Here is an 18,291-nt window from a genome sequence, read left to right as displayed (position 1 = left end):
CGGTACATCAGAGATACATCGGGATCGCACACCACATCGACTCAACCTTCCGGAGAAGAAATGCGCAAGCTTTACAAGGCTGCCGTCGTGGCCGCCGCCATCGGTAGCGTCGGCTTCCTCGGCGCCGGCACCGCCAACGCCACCGGCCACGGCGGGGGCGGCGGTGGCGAGTTCGACATCAAACAGGGCTCTCAGTGCCGGTCGCACGACCTGAACGTCGATGTTCTCGGCGAGGTCGGGATCCTCAACGGCCTGCTGGGCAACGCGCTCAACGGTGAGGGCTCGCCCGGTGCGCAGTCCACCCACATGGGCTCGAGCGTGGGCTGCAACAACAGCGCCCTCTGAGCGACCAGCAGTCGCGCAGGTCACCCAAAGGGGTCCCGCCGCCGAGCCGCAAGGCCGGTGGCGGGACCCCTTTTTGATGTTCCGTCATACGCTGTCGAAGAGCGCGTAGCCAGTGTGGGTGAAGGCCCCGACACGGCGAATTCGAACCGGTGGACACTGCCCCTCCGTGAGTTCGCCCGCCCTCACATGCAGCACCGCTCGTCCGAATCCGACGTTCGCCGGCGCGGCAGTAACTTCACGGTGTCAACCGGGACTTCGGCAGCCGGCGAGCCGGCGGGTCCATCCACTTTGGGCACGCCCTGCCGTTTCGGCGTGGCGAACTTCGCCGAGGTCCCGGTCCCCCCCCGGGCCGCCCGTAACTCTGGCGGGGGAACTGCTGCCGTGGCCGCTCGTGTCCTCGCTCACCGGTGGCTCGGCTGCCGTCGGCGGTCCCGCCAACCGGATCAGATGCCCGGTGTCGGCCATGCGGTTGCGCGAAGCGCGCAACCGTCAACGGATGGCGCTGGGTTGGGGGTTGGGGCGATGCGCGGGGTGGGGTGCGGTACCGCTGCGGGGTCTCCGCCGGCACTCCAAATGATTCATGCTGCTCGGCAAATGGGTGACCGTTCATGGGTTCCCGTGACCGGGTCCGGTGAATTGCCGTTCCTCGCTGGGAGAGGACAGTGAATGGGCCTGCGGGCCGTCGGCCGGGGTTGTTTCCTTCCTGGTGTGGGGCGGTATCCGCGGCGATGATGTCGGCTTGTTGTCCGACGCGATTCGGAGGAGGGGTGATGGGGTGCGCCGTCGGCTTCGGGAAGCGTTGGAGAGCGTCGCGGTGGGTGTTGTCGCGGCCCTGCGGGGGGCTTCCGTCATGGATTTGCGTGGGGTGCGCAGGGTGCGAAGCCCGGAATTACCTCTGTTTGCGCTCTCAAGACAGCGATAAGTAATCAGTTTTCCATACAGGCAATGAAGGGCCGAAGGTTCCATGCGCAAGCTTCACCAGGTCGCGCTCGTCGTCGCAGCGGCCGGCGGTCTGACCGCCATCGGCGCCGGCGTGAGCTACGCCGATGCTCCAGCCGGGTACAACGGTGCCGCCGCGCCCACCGCTCCGCAGGCGACCGCTCCGGGCCCTGCCCCTCAGCAGGCGGCTCCTCCGCAGCCTGCTCCGCAGCAGTACGTTCAGCAGCCGGCCCCGCAGGCGGCTCCTCCGCAGCCGCAGTACGCCCCGGCTCCCGCTCCGCAGCCGCAGTACGCCCCGGCTCCCGCTCCGCAGCAGGTGGCTCCCCCGCAGCCTGCTCCGCAGCAGTACGTTCAGCAGCCCGCCCCGCAGCCTGCTCCGCAGCCGGCCCCGCAGGCGGCTCCTCCGCAGCCGCAGTACGCCCCGGCTCCCGCCCCGGCTCCCGCTCCGCAGCCGGCACCCCAGCCGGCTCCGCAGCCGGCTCCGCAGCAGTACGTCCCCCAGCCGGCTCCCCAGCCGGCTCCGCAGCCGGCTCCTCCGCAGCCGCAGTACGAGCCCCAGCACGAGGAGGGGCCCCACGCCAGTGCCTGGGCCGCTTCGCGCGGTGCTGCGCAGGCCTCTGTCTCGCAGCCTTCGGGCCCGCAGTCCGCTCCGCAGGCGGCCCCGGCACCTGCTCCGCAGGCCGGCCCGCAGGTCGCTCCCCAGGCGGCCCCGCAGGTAACTCCCCAGGTGGCGCCGCAGGTTGCCGTTCCGCAGGTCTTTTCCCCGCAGCCCTCTCCCCAGGTCGCGCCGCAGGTCAATCCGCAGCTCAACCCCCAGGTCAACCCGCTGGTCAACCCGCTGGTCTCCCCGGATGTTCCGCAGGTGAACCCGCTCGGGCTCGGGCGGCTTGCGGCACCCCCGGTGGGCGCGCTCGACCTGCCTCGCATGGCCTGACCCTGCAAAGGCGGCCCGGAGCGCTGCCCTTGAACCGCCCCGACACCGGAGGCGAGGTCGCACGGACTGCCCTCGGATGTCTCCTGGGGCCGGGCCCTGAGGCCGCGACGGGTTCGCCGCAACCGGCAAGCCCGCGCAGCTCCTTCAGCAGGACCGGAACCGGCTCGTCCGCCCGTACCAGGGTGCATGCCGCGGACGTCGCTCTGTGCCGATCTTCGATCGGCCTGCTTGCCACCCCCTAATTCCCGGGTGCCTCCTGAGCTCAGCGCGCAGGAGGTCCCCGCCCGTTCCGGCCCGCCGATGCCGTGCCCTGCGGCACGGCGCCCGCGGCTTCCGTAGCGGCACCAAGCCGACCAACTCCACAACTCATCCGCTCGATCACCGGAGAAGAAATGCGCAAGTTCCACAAGGCCGTCGTCGTGGCTGCGGCGGCCCTCGGCAGCGCCGGCGCACTTGGCGCAGGTACCGCCTACGCCCATGGCGAGCCTGGCCATGACGTCGACGTCAGGCAGGGCACCGAGTGCCGGTCGCACGACATGAACGTCGATGTGCTCGGGGCATTTGGAGTGCTCAACGGCACGCTGGGCAACGCCCTCAACGGCGAGGGCGCGCCGGGTTCGCAGCCTTCCCACGTGGGCGCGAACCTGCGCTGCGACAACGCGGCCTTCTGAGCGACGGACCATCGCGCAGAAACCGACCGGGAGGGGTCCCGGCGCCGGGCTTCGAGCCCGGCGCCGGGACCCTTTTTGTTTATGGGCAGGTCCGAGGTCGTCGCTCCGCAGGGCCTATTGATGTCGTCGACGCGCTGGATACGGCTGCCGGGCCGGGCTGTTGAAGGTACTGAGTGACGCTGTGTCAGAACTCACCGGGACTTGTTCGCCGGCCGGGCAGCTGTCGGCCGGCCGGGAACCGGCAGTAGTGGGCGTGCCGGGTGCGGCCGGATTCGGAGGGCGATGGCGGTGGTGCGACTCCGGGATTTCTGCGCTCGTGCAGGTAGCGAACAGCGGATGGCCGGACCGAGGTCAACTCGGTCCGGCCATCCACTATTTGGGGGGTGCTATCAGCCGTCACCCAGGTTCAAGCGGATTGGGGAAGCAGCCGACGGCGGGCCTGTGCGGTGCGAGTGGTGCCTCGCTGATGGGCGGGGCTCTGCCCCCGGCTGGTCGTGGCCGAGGAGGTAGGGAGACCTGTCTCGTGCACTGCCTGCCGACCCCTCGCGCAGCGGCTCGCCAGTGGGGCTCAGTCCATCGAGGGCAGCTGGTCGCTGGACACGGGTGCCTGCTCGCCGGGCGCGGGTGCCACGTTGGAGCAGGTCACAGCGGGTCCGACCTGCGTGACGCCCGGGTTGAGCACGCCCTGCGCGGGGATTGACACGGGCTTCGTCGGATTACAGCTCTGTGTCTGGTTGAGGGTGTAGCTGCCGTCTTGGGTCGGCCCGGTGCTTCTCTGGAGGCAGGTGACATTGCCCTGTGCGTCGCGGCGGCACAGACCCGTGTTGTCCGCAGCGTGTGCCTGGGGGATGACGGCGCAGGTTGCGGCGAGGCCGCCCAGGAGTGCCGTGATGGCTGCGATCTTCTTCCGACTGAACATGTACTGCGTTCCTTTGTGATCGGTGCCCGGGTGTGAAGTGGCGTGTGCCGGTCCGCGCCCGAGCCTGGAGAATGCCAGAGGGTTCCGGTGCCCGGGCCCGAGGACCGAACACCGGAACCCCTTCCGGCTACTTGCTGAGGGCGCTGTTGTTGCAGCCCAACCCCGAGCCCATCGGGGTGGCCTGCGCGCCCGCGGAGCCCTCGCCGTTGATCGCGTTGGCCAGCACGCCGTTGAGGATCCCGACCTCCCCGAGGACGTCGACGTTCAGGTCGTGCGTGCGGCACTGGGAACCCTGACCGACGTTGACGTGGCTTCCGCCGCCCTGCCCGCCGTAGGCGTACGAGGTACCGGCGCCGAAGAAGCCGACGCTGCCGAGGGCGACGGCGACGACAGCAACCTTGTGAAGCTTGCGCATTATCTTCTCCATAGATTGAGCGGAGCGATCTGTGAGCGATCGACTTCGTACAGTTGCGGAAAGTTAATACGAAAGATCCGCAGTTGCTGAGCGACGCGCCGGATGCTATGAGCGTCGTGAACGGGCTTCGGCCCCGGAACGGTCCCATGTTCCGGGCGGGTAGGGGGTTCAACGGGCCGGGGCGGACTCAAGAGCTCCGCGGTGAACCACTCGTTCGGTCGCACCGCATACGACTCCTCCGGTCGGGCGCAAGCGAACGGGCCCTTCGGGGGAACATTCCCGAAGGGCCCGCGATCGGCGTCGGGTGCGGCTGCCCCGACGACTTCCTTACTTGGTGAAGGCGTGGTTGAACTGGCCGCAGGTGGTGCCGAACGTTTCGGGCACGGCGAGCACGCCGAGCGGGAGGTTCGACTCGGCGAACGTCTGCGGGCTGCACTCCTGGTAGGGGCGGAAGATGTCGTTCAGCCGCGCCTTGCCGCCATCGTGGGCGTAGGCGGTGCCGGCTCCGGCACCGATGGCGGACAGACTGCCGGCCGCGGCGGCGACGAGCATGACCTGCTGAAGCTTGCGCATGGAACCCTCGACCCTTCGGTCCCTATACAAGGAGACCTAGTTGCTGGTTGTGACCGCGCGAACACTAGCAGTAGTCAAACTGGGGGTTCCACTCCGTTGCGCGCTTTGTGTCGAGGTGCGGCGGAAGCTTTTCGCGGGTGTGTGACGGCGTAGTGAGTTCCGCCTGGTTGGGCGGTGGGAGTCGGAAGTGGTGAGCCGTCGGGCGATGGACTCACTATGCGGCAACGGGTCGGCCGCGGCAGCACATTAGAGCTCCACGGTCTCCCCTTTCGTTGGTCCTGGGGAGAGGCCGGTCTGCCGAAACCCGCTGTGTTTGCCGGGAATTCGGCGAGTGCGGCTGTCTCGGCGGTGGGGGTGCCGCAAAGAGGTGTGTGGGCGGGGCCCGTGTTGACGGCGAGGGCAAATGGGTGACTGTGGATCGGCTTCCGTGACCCTGTCGGGGGGGCGTCTCGTTTCTCCCCCGGAGAGAGTAGGGGAAGGGTTCGCGTCGTCGTCGTCCTTCCTTTTGTCGGTAGCTCCGTCATGCGCGTCCTCGGCGAGCTTTGTCGGGCTCAACTGGTCTGCCGTGCGGGCCTCGTTGGGAATCTTCCGGCGTGAATTCAGAGGGGAGGTGCCGGGGGGTCGCCGGTCGCTTTTCCGGGTGCTGGAGTGCGTGGCGGCGAGTGCCTGTCGCAGGCTTTAGGGAGGGGGCTCCTGTTGCGGGCTCGACACGAAGTGTGTATCGGGAGGAAATGCACGATTGGTTACAGTTGGTGTGCATATACTCACACTAAGTAGTCAAGGCATGTCATCTCCATCCACACGCAATCAAGGATCAAGGGTTCCATGCGCACACTTCAACGAGTCGCCATCGTCGTCGCAGCGGTCGGCTGCCTGTCCACCGTAGGTGCCGGAGTCAGCATCGCTGACGGCGGGCCGGAGGCCAACGCCTGGGCCGTTTCATCGTCCGCCTCGGGGGCCACTTCGCGTGGCGGCGGCGGGTACGGCGGCGAGCAGGCCGCCCCGCAGCCGGCTCCGCAGGCCGCTCCGCAGCCGGTCCAGCAGGCTCCCGCTCCGCAGCCGGTTCAGCAGGCTCCGGCCCCGCAGGCCGCTCCGCAGCCGGTCCAGCAGGCTCCCGCTCCGCAGCCGGTCCAGCAGGCTCCGGCCCCGCAGGTTGCGGAGCCGGTTCAGCAGGGTCCGGCTCAGGAGTCGGGGCGCCGTGAAGAGAAGAAGATCGACATCAAGCAGGCCGCTCAGTGTCGGTCGCATGACCTGAACGTCGATGTCCTCGGCCAGGTCGGGGTGCTGAACGGTGTGTTGGGCAACGCGCTCAACGGCGAGGGTGCCCCCGGTGGGCAGCACACCCACCAGGGTTCGCGCATGGGCTGCGACAACGTCGCCCTCCCCCGCAGGTAACTGGAAGGGGTTCTGGCGTCCGGCCTGAAGGTCGGGCACCAGAACCCTCTTTCGGTATTCGTCAGGCCCGGGTGCGCACCGTTCGCGGTGCTTCGCACCCGGGCATCGATCGCAAAGGAACGCGGTACATGTTCAGTCGGAATCAGATCGCAGCAATCGCGGTACTTCTGGGCGGCGTTGCCGCAATGGGTGCCGTGGCCCCTCAGGCGTATGCCTCGGGAGCCGGTGGCTGCGACCGTGGCGTCGTGGGCGACAAGAGTTGCGTCCACAGGAGCGCGACCGCCTTCACCACCAGGGAAGGCAAGCACGTCGTCATCAGGCAGATGCAGAGGTGCGCGACGGCGTCCCGGCAGCGTCTGATCTGGCCCGAGAACGGCCTGCTGAGCCGGGGGGACACCGAGATCGGTCCGCACATGAACTGCTCCAACGGGTTCCGGCTCCCCAGGGGCTTCAAGCGCCCGCATATCGACTTCTGAACCTCACGCGATCGATAGCCGGGCCAGGTTGATCCTGTGCCCGGCTTTGCGATGCCCTGGTGAGGCGGGCGGCCTGCTCGCCGGCGACCGGTAGCGCGTCCGGGTTGCCCGGGTTCTGTGGTGGGGGTGCCCGCGGACGATGTCTCAGCGGTCCGTGCCGAGCGGTCGGTGGGGTGCCGTCTGCATGTATGACTCCGGGGCGACGGCGGAAGGTGCTGCCGTCGCCCCGGAGTCAGTGGCTACTTCTGCCTGTGAGGGCTGCTTTGCTGTGCGTTGCCGCCGGGTCGGGGTCAACTCGATTTGTGGGCGGCCTGCTTGGGGGGATTGCCGGCCGGCGCTGCCGGTTCGTGACGGATCGGTTGGCCGCGGGGGCCGGGGGAGAGCATGAAGGAGTTCCGGCGTCCGGCCTGCGGCCCGGACGCCGGAACTCCTTCCCGTTACTTACCGAATGCGTCGTTGCTGCAACCCATGGTCGAGCCCATGTGGGTGGACTGCGCGCCCGGTGCGCCCTCGCCGCCGAGCAGGTTGCCGCCCAGGCCGTTCGCGATCCCGACCTCGCCAAGGATGTCGACGTTGGTGTCGTGCGATCTGCACTGGGCGCTCTGCCTGATGTCGAAGCGGGAGCCGCCTCCCCCGCCGTCGGCAGAGGCGGTGCCGGCACCGAGGATGCTGACGCTGCCGAGGACAGCGGCGACGAGAGCGGCCTTGTGAAGCTTGCGCATTTCTTCTCCGGTGGGTTGAGCGGATGGTGTCGCTGAAGTACCGATTTCGTACTGATAGAGATGTTAGTGGTAAATATCCGTGAAGTCGCTTAACGACGCGCCGGATTGTATGATTGAGGTTTTGTGATTTGCCCAGGTCATGCACGGTTTTTGGCCGCTGTCGGGCACCCCGTGAAGGCAGATCTCGCGAGGCAACCCACCTGTTCGGCTGTACGGCGCCCAACTCTTTTCCGGCAGTGCCGCAAATCAGCCTCACGTCTTCATGCCGTCTGCTCTGTGGGCGTCTTCGGGGTGATGGCCGGTCGCGCTTTCGGTAGCGCGCATCCCGCAATCGCGCGATCAGGTGACCGCTTGGCGTGGACGGCAGGGCCTGCGGTGCGCGGGTGCAAGGGTGGCGTGTGCCGGCACGCCAACGCCACGAAATGGAGCAGGAGTAGCTATGCGCCGTGTATTTGCCGCCCTTCTGGGGGCCTTCGCGCTCGCCGGAGCCCTTTCCATGCCCGCCCACGCCGACGGTCCGGGTGGCGCTGTCCTCGGAATCCTCGGCGCCCCCGTGAAGGCCACCTCCGATATCGGTCCTCTGCACATCGGCCGGCTGCCCGTGCTCGGGAGCTGATCGCTTGACGCCGGCTGGAGAATCGGCCGGGCGAGCAGTGGTCGGACTCGTTCGGTCGGCCGCGGCGCGGGTTTGTCGCGGTCGTCCGGCGAGTTCGCCTTCGAGGTGCGGGGAAATTCAGGAGGTGGGGCGGGTGCGACGGTTGCCGGTAGTTGTCAAAGGGCCGGTGTGAAGCCGCTCGCGCGGTCAGAAGGGCGAATGGGGTGAGGGTGTGACGCCCTCGGAGCGGCTCGAAATATTGCGGAAAATACGATTGATTTCGGGCGGTGGGGGCGGGTTTCTGCCTCGGAATTTTCCGGGCTGATTATCGTTGTGGATGCATCTCTGTAAAAAGGAATATGTGTCACTCTTCAGCCGTGCGAGCATACATATCAAGCTGAAAGAGTGATCGAAATGACGCATTCGGAGCTTTCCTCCTTCGGGCTCGTTGTGTGTTGTGCGGTCCGCGGACGTGACCGCACTGTCAAGGAGGAGTCACGTGATCAAAAAGGTCATTGCCGCTTCGGTTGCCACGGGCGGCCTGCTGCTCGCGGGGGCGGGCACGTCCGTTGCCGACGCCGGTGCTGATGGGGCAGCTGTCGGATCTCCCGGCGTGCTGTCCGGCAATCAGATTCAGGTGCCCCTGCACGTCCCGATCAACGCCTGCGGTAACACCGTGAATGTGATCGGCGCGCTCAATCCCGCTTTCGGCAACCGTTGCGCCAACGTGTCGAAGAGCCACGAGCGGCGGGAGCACAAGCACCACAAGCACCACAAGCACCACCGAGCGCAGGAGCAGCAGCCGCAGATGCACCACGAGCGGTCGGCGGTCCACCACCGGGAGGCTCCGGAGGCGCCGGAGGCGCCGGCGGTCACTCCCGAGACCGGGAACCACCGTCACCACCACCACGTTGTGTCTCACGCCCGCCCCCAGCTGGCGAAGACCGGTGGTGCGCAGACCGGTCTGGCGATCGCGGGCAGTGTCGGGCTGCTGGCCGGTGGCACCCTGCTCTACCGCCGGGGCCGTCGCGCCGCCAACAACTGACCGGCAGCAGCGGCAACGGTCCGGCGCCGGCGCTCGGTTACGTAGGGCGTCGTGCCCGCCGGACATGCCCGGTACGGACGCGGGCGTCGGCGCGGTAGGACTCGCGGTCGGCCATCTCGGGCTGTGAACAGGCGACGAGGTGGTCGGCGCGCGTCCGGAACGCGACGCGCGTATCCAGCCGGCTGTTCAGTGATACCCAGCAGCGCCCGGGCCGCCCCGGTCCGGGCAACAGCTGGTCCTTCTCGGCAGTTCACCGCCGTTGGTGGTGAACTGCCGTTCCATGGGTGCTCAGCTCGTGGCGCGCCACGCGGGCGGCACCGTCACGAGGCGGGTCTGCGGGCCCGTCCGTGCCGCGGCGTGGTGTCTGCCGGGTGGGCTGTCCGACCTGGCGGAACACAGGTGGACGGCATGGTCGTGGGGGTGCCGGGAGCCGCTCGGGGGCGGCCGTGACGACGACGGTGACCGCGCGGCCGTCGGCGGGACACCGGTGCGCGTGCGGTGGCCGGGGATGCCCCCGCCGTGGCCCCACATCAGGCCGCCGCACCTCAGCGACGGTTCCCCGGCTCTCGTCGGCACCGCCCTGTGCCGGTGACGGCCGGCGGTCCGAGGTGACCGTGTGGGCAGGGGTGGGCGGCGTCGGTGCGGCGGGTGATCATGCGGCATGCCGCCCCCACCACCGGGAGCGGCATGCGGCGGGCTAGCCCTCGGGGCGGGCCCGGTGTGCGGGCGGGTGGGCCGGTGCCGATGCGGTGGCCGGAGCGCCGGGGGACCTGGTGCCGTCCGGGCTCATGCCACCTTCTCCTTCAGTACCGCGGCGGACGGGGGCGGGCAGTTCTCCTGGATCTTGTACTTGAGCGCCTCGGGGTAGTCGTGGCGTGACAGGCCCACCCGTACGAGGATCGGGCCCCGGTTGATCGGGTCGTTGGGCTCGCCGATCTTCTTGAGGAGGGCGGCGAGGTCGTCGTGGGTGGCGACGGCGACGCCGTGCATCGGGTACTTGGCGGAGCCGAAGACCTCGGCGAGCTTCTCGTAGCGCCAGGGGAGGAGCTCGTTGTAGAAGTCGGCGCCGTCGGAGGGCGGGGCGTCGTTCGGCTTGAAGTAGCAGGGGTGCACCAGCATCTGCTCGATGCCGTAGAAGCCCTCGTTGTCCAGGACGAACACCACCGGGTTCAGGCCCTGCCGGACGTGGGTGGACATCTCCTGGCAGGTCTCCTGGAACGAGCCGTCGCCGACGAAGACCATCGGCCGCTTGCCCGCCCCGCGGCGGCCGATGCCCACCCCGGTGGCGGCGCCGACCGAATAGCCGATGGACAGCCAGCTGTTCTGCGCCACGTAGGAGGCGCGTTCGGGCATCCGCAGGTTCATCGAGCCGATCAGCGCGAACGCGGCGTCGCTGATCACGGTGAACGGTGTGGTGCGCCGGCCGGATTCCTCGGTGGTCTGCGATTCCAGGAAGGCGTTGATGTGCCGGAAGAAGCTGTCGTAGGTCGGGCTCTTCGGGTACGGGCCGCCGGTCAGGGTCTCCAGGAAGGCGGCGACGCTGTCCGGGACGTCCAGACCGGCCCGGTGCGCTTCGGCGTAGTAGTCGGCGGCGAAGTGGCCGCTGCCGAACTCCTCGACGAAGGCGTTCCGCAGCGCCGGGATGAACTCCGCGAGCTGGACCTCCGGGAAGTACGAGGCGCCCACCCGCACCCCTTCGTGTGCGGCGACCGCCCAGTCGTCGCCGATCGACATCATTCCGCCGAGGTTCTTCGACGTCGCCCAGGTGCCCAGTCCGATGCGGCAGCCGGCGTTCTGGAACACCGCGGCCACGTCCGGGTTGCTGGCCTTGCCGTTGTAGACACCGGAGAAGCCGGGGGTGTCCTCGGAGATGACGGACTTGGCGCCGATGGTGGTGCAGTACGGGATGCGGGTCGCCCGTACCAGCTCCTCGAACTCCTCGGCCAGGCCGAACCGGTCGATCTCCTCGCCGGCCCACAGGATCGGGTCGAACCGGTGGTCCTGCACCAGCTTCACACACGCCTTGACCGCGGCGTCCAGCATCTTCTTGTTCCGCGGTGTGAGGGGGCGCTCGTGCCGCTTCAGCCGGCCTTGCGGTGCCGGGCAGTGCGCCTCCCAGACGTCCTCCATGACTTCCAGGTAGACCGGCCGGCGGTGGGACAGGCAGGCGGTGAGCGCCCTGTCGATCTGGCTGGGGGCCAGCCCCGGGTGGGAGATCGCCTGGGCTTCCACCGTGACCTGCCGGTAGACGTCGAGGTTGCACTCCGGGCGCTGGGACATGTGCGAGGTGAGCAGGCCGATCGCCCGCTGGTTGAGCCACTGCTCGTACGTGGGGGCCCCGTTGATGGCGATCAGCGGGACGTACTCGGTGTAGCCGCCGCCGATCGCGTTGAGCAGGTTGAACGCGCCCACGCCGTAGGTGACGGCGACCGCGCCGATGCCCTGCTCGCCGAGCGCGGTCTGCGCGTCGGCGACCTTCACCCGCGCGTACCCGTCCGCGGCCTGGCCGGCGCCGCCCTCGGTGGGGGTGCCCACCCAGCGGACCTTGGTCTTCTCGTGCAGGGTCGACAGGAACGGGCCCAGGTGGTTGCCGGGCACGCCGAACAGGTGGGTGATGCCGAGCTGTTCCAGGCGGACGGCCAGGTACTCGGCCACGGTGCAGGTCCGGGAGGCGGTCATGAGGTCAGCACTTCCTCTCGCGTCGGCTTCGTCGACGCGGTGGCCCCGCGCCTGCTGGTGGCTGAGATGGTGCCCGCGTCGGCCGCGGGTGCCTCGTTGGCGGCGATGGCGGCCCGTACGGCGGTCTCCACCGCCCCCTCGATCCAGGCGTGCTTGAGCGACACATGCTCACCGGCGAAGTAGACCGGCCCCTCGGGGCGGACGACATCGAGGTGGAAGCTGGTCATCTGGTGCGGGGTGTAGACCGCCGCCTCACCGCAGGCGTACGGGTCGCGCAGCCAGCTCTGGGTCTGGCCGGCGCCGGTGAAGAAGACCTCGATCCGGCGGCCGTGCACCGATTGCAGGTTCTCCAGGGCGTAGCCGTAGCGCTCGGCGTCGTCGAAGGAGTCCCAGCGGGCGGCGTCGTCCGACCAGGAGTAGGCGGCGAGCACCACGCCGCCCTTGCTGCCGGGGACGGGGTGGGAGGGGTAGTACATGAAGCGGTTGGGGTTGTCGGTGGTGGAACCGCCACCGTAGGCGTTGGTGGCCGGCCGCACCCCGCCGCGCAGCGAGGAGTTGCGGTAGTACTCCACCTGCTCCTCGCTGATCCGGCTCTCGTCGACGCTCGGGTGCGCGCCGAGCAGTCCGGTGGGCAGCTTCCGCAGGCTCTGCGGCAGGGCCAGCGCCGCTTCGGCGTCGTCCTCGCCCCACTTCTGGTAGTACTCGTACAGGCCGGGCCCGATCGCGTCCAGCTCCCGCTTCCAGTCGTCCTCGGTGAACTCCCACCAGCGGCGCGAGAACTCCAGCAGCACCTTGGTGGCCTGGTCGTAGTGCGTCTCGATGACGGCCCGGCGCTTCTTGTACGAGAACGGCGGGGTCACCTTGACGAACCGCAGGCTGGAGAACGGGATGGTGACGATGGCGAGGTCGCCGGTCCAGGTCTCGGTCGCCGCGTACGGTTCGCCCTCGGGCACGGTCTCGATGGCGACGGCCGGGCCGCCGGGGCCGGTGAGCCTGCCCTCGTGGCCGTCGCGGCCCGGGTCGTAGTACTCCAGCCGCACCATCCGATGGCCCATCACGATCTGGTCCCGCAGGTCCTTGGCCAGCGCTTCGGGCAGCTTGCGGCTGCCGCCCTCGATCTCCCAGTAGGTGGCCTGGGGGTCGATGTCGCTGCGTCCCAGGAAGCTGTGGAAGAACGCCAGGTGGAGCCGCGAGGTCATGTTCTCGATGGTGCCGATCGCCTCGACGGCCTCATCGCTGAATCCCGCGTACTCGCGGAGGAAGCGCCCCATCGAGTAGCCGTCGAACTCGCGGATGACGTCGGCCCAGCCCGCCAGCCACTCCTTGAACGGCTTGTTGACCCGCTTTCCGTCGTTCTGCATGACGGAGTAGTAGTCGCGGACCGGTTCCAGGGCCTGGTTGACCATGTGGGAGACGGTCAGCCGGGTTTCGCAGCCCGTGAGGTGGAAGCCCTCGTTGATGGCGGAGGGGTCCTTGGCGTACTGGGCGCGGCGGACCTGCTCGCGGTTGGTGCGGATCCAGGCGTGGTTGCGCTTGTCCGGCTCCCGGAACTCGGGGCTGGGGTCGCCGTGGGTCCAGATCTTGCCGTCCTTGAACGACTTGTAGACCACCGGCGGCGCGGGCGCGTCCGGGTTGCCGGTCGAGGGGTCGATGTCGACGTTGTAGAACAGCCGCCGCTTCAGGCCGAGTTTGTCGATCAGCGCCAGCGTCAGCGGATGGAAGCTGGGCAGCCGCATCGCCCCGGCCTCCGCGTACTGCGCCGGGTCGGTGAAGGGCGAGGGCCGGCCCTTCTGGGTGTGGAAGGTCTTGACCCGTCCGCCGACCCGGTTGCCGTTGGCCTCCAGGATCGTCACGTCGTGCCCCGCCCGGGTGAGCAGATCGCCGGCGACCAGACCGGCGATGCCGGCACCGACGATCAGGATGCGCTTGGGCGGCCCGGGGGGATTGAGCCCGTTGTCGATCAGTACGTCGAGATAGCGCAGCTTGAGGTCCTCGTTGGCGGGGGCGGGGCCCACCAGCAGCAGTTCGCGGGCCAGCTGCTCGTAGGTCATCTCGCTGGCGCGCTCGACACCGGTGCGGCGACCGGGGGTGTCGGTGCGGTTGTCGTTCATGCGGGTTCAGCCGTTCTTGTGCAGGGACGGGTGCGCGGCGGGCCGCCGCGGGGTGCTGATGGTCACGGTTCTCCTTGTGACAGGGGCCGGCGGCGCGGGACCACGCGGGCGGCACAGGGCTTCGCTCACAGGGCATGCGCGGCCCTTGCGGGTGCGCGCGCATGTGAAATCCGCGCGGAGCGGGACACGGGCATATACCGATGTCAGCTGCGCGGCAGATGACACCAGCCCATCACCGAACCGGAGGGTCCGCATGCGCAGCGAGGCGAACGGGGCGCACGCCCGCCGGTGCCCGACTCCACCCCGGTCCGGGGGGCGGACTCGCGGTCGCCGGGCTCCGTGGCCTCCGGTGTGCGCTGGTGCACTTCCGGACCGGTTCTGCCGTGTGATGATGCCCGGCAGGCATGAGGAAAGGTGGGCGATGGACCTCTTGCAGCTGCGCTACTTCCAGGTCGTGGCGCGCTACGAGCACATCAGCCGGGCCGCCGAGGAGCTGCGGGTCGCCCAGCCGTCGCTCAGCCGGGCCGTCGCCCGGCTGGAAGCCGAGCTGGGCGCACCGCTCTTCGACCGGCGGGGCCGCCGCATCCGGCTCAACCAGTACGGTGTGACCTTCCTGCGCCATGTCGAGCGAACGCTGAGCGAACTCGACGACGGGCGGCGGGCGTTGCTGGACGCCCGCGACCAAGTCCTCGGCAGGGTCTCGGTCGCCGCCGAGACATTATTGACGATCAGTCAGATGCTGGGCGGCTTCCGTGCCGCGCATCCGCGGGCCGAGGTGCGGCTCCGCCAGTCGACCGCGGAGGAGATGGAGCGCCAACTGCGCGCCAGGGAAGTCGACTTCTGTATCGCCTCGCAGCCGCTGACCGGGCCGGACCTGCACGTCGTCGAGCTTGCCCGTGAGGAGGTGCTGCTCGCCGTGCCGTGCGGGCACCGGCTGGCGGACCGGGAGAGCGTGACGATCCCCGAGATCGCCGAGGAGCCGTTCGTCACCACCCGCCCGGGGAGCTGGCCGCGCGCCCTGCTGGAGCGGCTGTTCGCCTCGGAAGGGCTCACCCCGGTCCTGTCCTGCGAGGGCGACGAGCCGGGCGCGACCGGGGACCTGATCAGCGCCGGGCTGGGCATCGGCCTCGTCCCGGCCATGTCCCGCCGGGTCGGCCCGCGCGCCCCGGTCGCCGCGGTGCGCCTCGACGCCCCCGACTGTCACCGCGTGCTCACCCTGGTGTGGAACGAGGACGCCTACGTATCCGCAGCGGCCCTGAAATTCCGGGAGTTCGTGACCGGTCGGCCCTTCATGCCGCACGGTCTGCCGGACCCGCCGGAGCGGCAGCAGGCGTAGGAGGCGCCGGGTACGCCCGGTGGCCGTGGCGCGATACCGCAATGACCGTCCCGACGCGTATACCGGCCGTCGTACCGGCAGGCCGGAAGGTGTGCAGGTCGCCGGCCGGTGCTTGAGCTCCGGAGCGGCCTGGCGCTGCGTCCGTGGCGCTTCTCCGACGCCGGCGCGCCGGGGCGGTCGGGCGCCGAGTCGCGCGGGGATGTGGCGCCGCCGCCCCGTGAGCGGAGCCGCTTGCGGGCTTTACTGCGAATTTGTTGCAATTAAAACATGCCCGCAGGAATGTAGGGGGCGTACACCTATTCCCCGGCGGAGCCCGGGGCAGCCTGGAAGAGAGCAGCGCCGCACATGACGACGTCCCCCTCCCTCACACCGGCCACTGCGGCGCCGCCCTCGCGCCGGCAGCGGATCGCCCGCTCGATGAGCCGGGCCGAGTGGGGGCGCATGGCGGGGATGGCGGGGTTCATTCTCGCGCTGCATGTGATCGGCTGGTTCACGCTGGTGGCGATCGTGGCGCCGCAGCACTACAGCCTGGGGACCAAGAGCTTCGGCGTGGGCATCGGCGTCACCGCCTACACACTGGGCATGCGGCACGCGTTCGACGCCGATCACATCGCCGCCATCGACAACACCACGCGGAAGCTGATGCACGAGGGGAAGCGGCCGTTGTCGGTCGGCTTCTGGTTCTCGCTGGGGCATTCCAGCGTGGTGTTCGCACTGGCCTTTCTGCTCTCGCTGGGCGTCAAGGCGCTGGCCGGCCCGCTGAAGGACGACAACTCCCAGCTGCACTCGGTGACGGGGCTGATCGGCACCACCGTCTCCGGGGTCTTCCTCTATGTGATCGCCGCGATCAACATCGTGATCCTGGTGGGGATCTGGGGCGTCTTCCGGCGGATGCGGGCCGGTGACTTCGACGAGGCGGCGCTGGAGGAGCAGCTCAACAAGCGGGGGTTCATGAACCGGCTGCTGGGCCGGGTGATGAAGTCGATCACCAAGCCGTGGCAGATGTATCCGCTGGGGCTGCTCTTCGGGCTCGGATTCGACACCGCCACCGAGATCGCGCTGCTGGTGCTCGCCGGTTCCGGTGCGGCCTCCGGGCTGCCGTGGTACGCGATTCTGTGCCTGCCGGTGCTGTTCGCCGCGGGCATGAGCCTGCTGGACACCATCGACGGGTCGTTCATGAACTTCGCGTACGGGTGGGCCTTCTCCAAGCCGGTCCGCAAGGTCTACTACAACCTCACCATCACCGGTCTGTCGGTCGCGGTGGCCCTGATCATCGGCACCGTCGAGCTGCTGGGGCTGCTCGCCGACAAGCTCGGGCTGCACGGCTTCTTCTGGGACTGGATCGCCGGCCTGGACCTGAACGTCATCGGCTTCGCCATCGTGGGCGTCTTCTTCGCCACGTGGGTGGTCGCGCTCGCCGTCTGGAAGTTCGGCCGCATCGAGGAGAAGTGGTCGGCGCGGGTCCGGCCGGCGGCGGAGCGGGGCGACTGACCGCGGTTCGGCCGCCCCGCCACGGGTGCCCGCCGCCGACTGCTCAGCGGCGGTGGGCCGTTGCCGGAGCCGCCGCCGTGCCCGGCCGGGCGGCCTGGTGGGGGAAACCGTCGCGGCGGTTGCGGTGCAGGGTGAAGCGGTCGAAGAGGACCGGGCGCGGGGCCGGGTCGACCGGGGTCGCGGCGGGGCTGTGGTAGTAGCTCACCGTGATCGTGGTGCGGGCGCCGGGGCGGTGGCCCGGGTCGACGTCGAAGACCGCGATGCCGTACGGGTAGTGCGTGTCCGGGTCGCGGACCGCCGACCAGGTGGCCTTCTCCGTCGCGTCCGGGTCGGCCTTGTACGGGAGGCGCCTGGTGCGGACGAAGGCGTTGGGGACGCCGTCGTGGTCGGGGTCGGGCAGATAGGTGCCGTCGTGGGAGGCGGTGCCGCCGCCACCGAGGACGAGGTGGACCGTGCCCCGGGACGTGTCGATGTCGTCCAGCCGGTCGTCCACCACGGCGGGGCGCAGCAGCGAGTGGGGGTCGGTGCCGCGGACCGGGTGGGTGCGCTCGTAGTCGTGGTCGTGGCCGCACAGGACCAGGTCGACGCCGTACCGGTCGAGGACCGGGAGCAGCTGCTCGCGGATGCCCATGTCGCCGCCGTGGCTGCTCGCGGACGAGGACATCGCGAACTGGTGCATCGAGGCGACGATCCAGTCCACCCCGCGGTCCGCCCGGGCCCGGCTCAATATGCGTTCCAGCCAGCGGAGTTGGGCGCCCTCGCTGTAGCCGCTGATGTAGAGGGAGCGGCCGGTGACCGGGTCCTGGCTGGCGTCGTCCTCGACCGCGAGGTCGTTGCCGTCCAGCGAGACGAAGAGCACCGAGCCGACCCGGAAGCTGTACCAGTTCCCGCAGTGGTCCCGTGTCCCGTTGTCCGGCAGCGCGAAGCGGGTGGTGTACGAGGCGTAGCCCAGCTCACCGCCGCCGAGTTCGACCTCGTGGTTGCCGGGGGCCGGCATCCACGGCCGGTTGCGGGCCGAGACGGCCATGTTGCCCATGAACGCGTCCCAGCACTGGGGCTGCCGGTCGGGGTTGTTGTTGGCGTACGCGAGGTCGCCGTTGAGCAGGTGGAAGAGCGGGTCGAACCGCTCGACCTGGCGGACCGCGGCGGCGCCGTGCAGCGCCGACTTCTTCCAGGCGGTGCTTCCGGTGCCCAGGTCGCCGAAGCTGGTGAAGCGGAAGGCGGTCCGCTCGTGGCCGGGGGCGGTACGGAAGGTGCCCCGCACGGGCGCCGCGCCGTCGTGCAGCACCTCGTAGACATACGTGGTGTCGGGGCGCAGGCCGTGCAGCCGTACGTGGTGGGTGTAGGTCTCCACCTTGTTGAGGCCGTCGACGTACGTGCGGGTCTCGGCCGGCACGGTGCGGCCGACGCCCTGGTGCGGGGTGCCCAGGCGCAGCCGCGGGCGGCGCACCGAGCTGCCGGTGGCCCAGGAGACGGTCATCCGCCGGGCCGGCTCGTCGCCGTACTGGAGGTGGATCTGCTCCGGGGACGGGGTGCCGGCGACGGCGGGGCGCGCCCAGAGCAGGGCGGAACCGGGGACCGCCGCCAGCGCGCCGGCTGCGGTGGCGCCGCGCAGCACCGATCGGCGTGAGGGCTGCATCACGTG

General features: G+C 69.5%; 15 protein-coding genes and 1 pseudogene. 9 read left to right on the top strand and 7 right to left on the bottom strand.

Annotated features, from left to right (window positions below):
• The first annotated feature begins 60 nt into the window (after window positions 1-60).
• The 3 genes from IEZ17_RS07345 to IEZ17_RS07335 all read left to right on the top strand — a co-directional run bounded on the left by IEZ17_RS07345 (window position 61) and on the right by IEZ17_RS07335 (window position 2,889).
• Window positions 61-345 (top strand): hypothetical protein, encoded by a 285-nt coding sequence (locus IEZ17_RS07345; protein ID WP_189297601.1) that lies wholly within the window; start codon window positions 61-63, stop codon window positions 343-345.
• Between the two features lie 964 nt (window positions 346-1,309).
• Window positions 1,310-2,218 carry a hypothetical protein gene (locus IEZ17_RS07340; RefSeq protein ID WP_189297599.1) on the top strand — a complete coding sequence of 303 codons (909 nt, stop codon included), beginning with the start codon at window positions 1,310-1,312 and terminating at the stop codon, window positions 2,216-2,218.
• A gap of 392 nt (window positions 2,219-2,610) precedes the next feature.
• Window positions 2,611-2,889 carry a hypothetical protein gene (locus IEZ17_RS07335; protein ID WP_189297597.1) on the top strand — a complete coding sequence of 93 codons (279 nt, stop codon included), beginning with the start codon at window positions 2,611-2,613 and terminating at the stop codon, window positions 2,887-2,889.
• 568 nt (window positions 2,890-3,457) lie between these two features.
• Here IEZ17_RS07335 and IEZ17_RS07330 read toward each other — a convergent pair.
• The 3 genes from IEZ17_RS07330 to IEZ17_RS07320 form a co-directional block, all read right to left on the bottom strand.
• Window positions 3,458-3,808: a hypothetical protein gene (locus IEZ17_RS07330; protein ID WP_189297594.1), complete on the bottom strand. Its 351-nt coding sequence runs from the start codon at window positions 3,806-3,808 to the stop codon at window positions 3,458-3,460.
• A 127-nt stretch (window positions 3,809-3,935) separates the two neighbouring features.
• Window positions 3,936-4,223 carry a hypothetical protein gene (locus IEZ17_RS07325; protein WP_189297592.1) on the bottom strand — a complete coding sequence of 96 codons (288 nt, stop codon included), beginning with the start codon at window positions 4,221-4,223 and terminating at the stop codon, window positions 3,936-3,938.
• A 327-nt stretch (window positions 4,224-4,550) separates the two neighbouring features.
• Entirely contained in the window at window positions 4,551-4,796 is a 246-nt protein-coding gene (locus tag IEZ17_RS07320) for a hypothetical protein (RefSeq protein ID WP_189297590.1), read from the bottom strand.
• Window positions 4,797-5,621: 825 nt separating this feature from the next.
• Between IEZ17_RS07320 and IEZ17_RS44380 the strand changes: the two genes are divergently transcribed.
• Window positions 5,622-6,191 (top strand): hypothetical protein, encoded by a 570-nt coding sequence (locus tag IEZ17_RS44380; protein WP_373299746.1) that lies wholly within the window; start codon window positions 5,622-5,624, stop codon window positions 6,189-6,191.
• A 245-nt stretch (window positions 6,192-6,436) separates the two neighbouring features.
• The gene (locus IEZ17_RS07310) at window positions 6,437-6,667 is read left to right on the top strand and encodes a hypothetical protein (RefSeq protein WP_229851981.1); all 231 of its coding nucleotides are present in this window, start codon (window positions 6,437-6,439) and stop codon (window positions 6,665-6,667) included.
• A gap of 437 nt (window positions 6,668-7,104) precedes the next feature.
• Here IEZ17_RS07310 and IEZ17_RS07305 read toward each other — a convergent pair whose 3' ends face one another.
• Window positions 7,105-7,389: a hypothetical protein gene (locus tag IEZ17_RS07305; protein WP_189297586.1), complete on the bottom strand. Its 285-nt coding sequence runs from the start codon at window positions 7,387-7,389 to the stop codon at window positions 7,105-7,107.
• A gap of 439 nt (window positions 7,390-7,828) precedes the next feature.
• On the opposite strand from IEZ17_RS07305, the gene IEZ17_RS07300 reads away from it, so the two are divergent.
• On the top strand, window positions 7,829-8,005 hold the full coding sequence (locus IEZ17_RS07300) for a hypothetical protein (RefSeq protein WP_189297584.1): 177 nt from the start codon (window positions 7,829-7,831) through the stop codon (window positions 8,003-8,005).
• 478 nt (window positions 8,006-8,483) lie between these two features.
• Window positions 8,484-8,711 (top strand): annotated as a pseudogene (locus IEZ17_RS42075) (chaplin); the annotation flags it as partial.
• A gap of 1,104 nt (window positions 8,712-9,815) precedes the next feature.
• Here IEZ17_RS42075 and IEZ17_RS07290 read toward each other — a convergent pair.
• A complete protein-coding gene (locus IEZ17_RS07290; protein WP_189297580.1) occupies window positions 9,816-11,708 on the bottom strand; it encodes an alpha-keto acid decarboxylase family protein in 1,893 nt (630 codons plus the stop codon).
• A complete protein-coding gene (locus tag IEZ17_RS07285) occupies window positions 11,705-13,819 on the bottom strand; it encodes a flavin monoamine oxidase family protein (protein ID WP_189297578.1) in 2,115 nt (704 codons plus the stop codon). Before IEZ17_RS07285 ends, IEZ17_RS07290 begins: the two co-directional genes overlap by 4 nt.
• 421 nt (window positions 13,820-14,240) lie before the next feature.
• Between IEZ17_RS07285 and IEZ17_RS07280 the strand changes: the two genes are divergently transcribed.
• Both IEZ17_RS07280 and nicT read left to right on the top strand, forming a co-directional pair.
• Window positions 14,241-15,155: a LysR family transcriptional regulator gene (locus IEZ17_RS07280; protein WP_189297576.1), complete on the top strand. Its 915-nt coding sequence runs from the start codon at window positions 14,241-14,243 to the stop codon at window positions 15,153-15,155.
• 345 nt (window positions 15,156-15,500) lie between these two features.
• The gene (gene nicT / locus IEZ17_RS07275; RefSeq protein ID WP_229851978.1) at window positions 15,501-16,646 is read left to right on the top strand and encodes a Nickel transporter NicT; all 1,146 of its coding nucleotides are present in this window, start codon (window positions 15,501-15,503) and stop codon (window positions 16,644-16,646) included.
• A gap of 43 nt (window positions 16,647-16,689) precedes the next feature.
• Here nicT and IEZ17_RS07270 read toward each other — a convergent pair whose 3' ends face one another.
• Entirely contained in the window at window positions 16,690-18,285 is a 1,596-nt protein-coding gene (locus IEZ17_RS07270) for a purple acid phosphatase family protein (protein WP_189297574.1), read from the bottom strand.
• Between the last annotated feature and the right edge of the window lie 6 nt (window positions 18,286-18,291).

This window comes from Streptomyces albospinus, assembly GCF_014648695.1.
GTDB lineage: Bacteria > Actinomycetota > Actinomycetes > Streptomycetales > Streptomycetaceae > Streptomyces > Streptomyces albospinus.
Note: the sequence above shows the minus strand (reverse complement) of the source record. Positions and strands in the feature narration are given on the sequence as shown.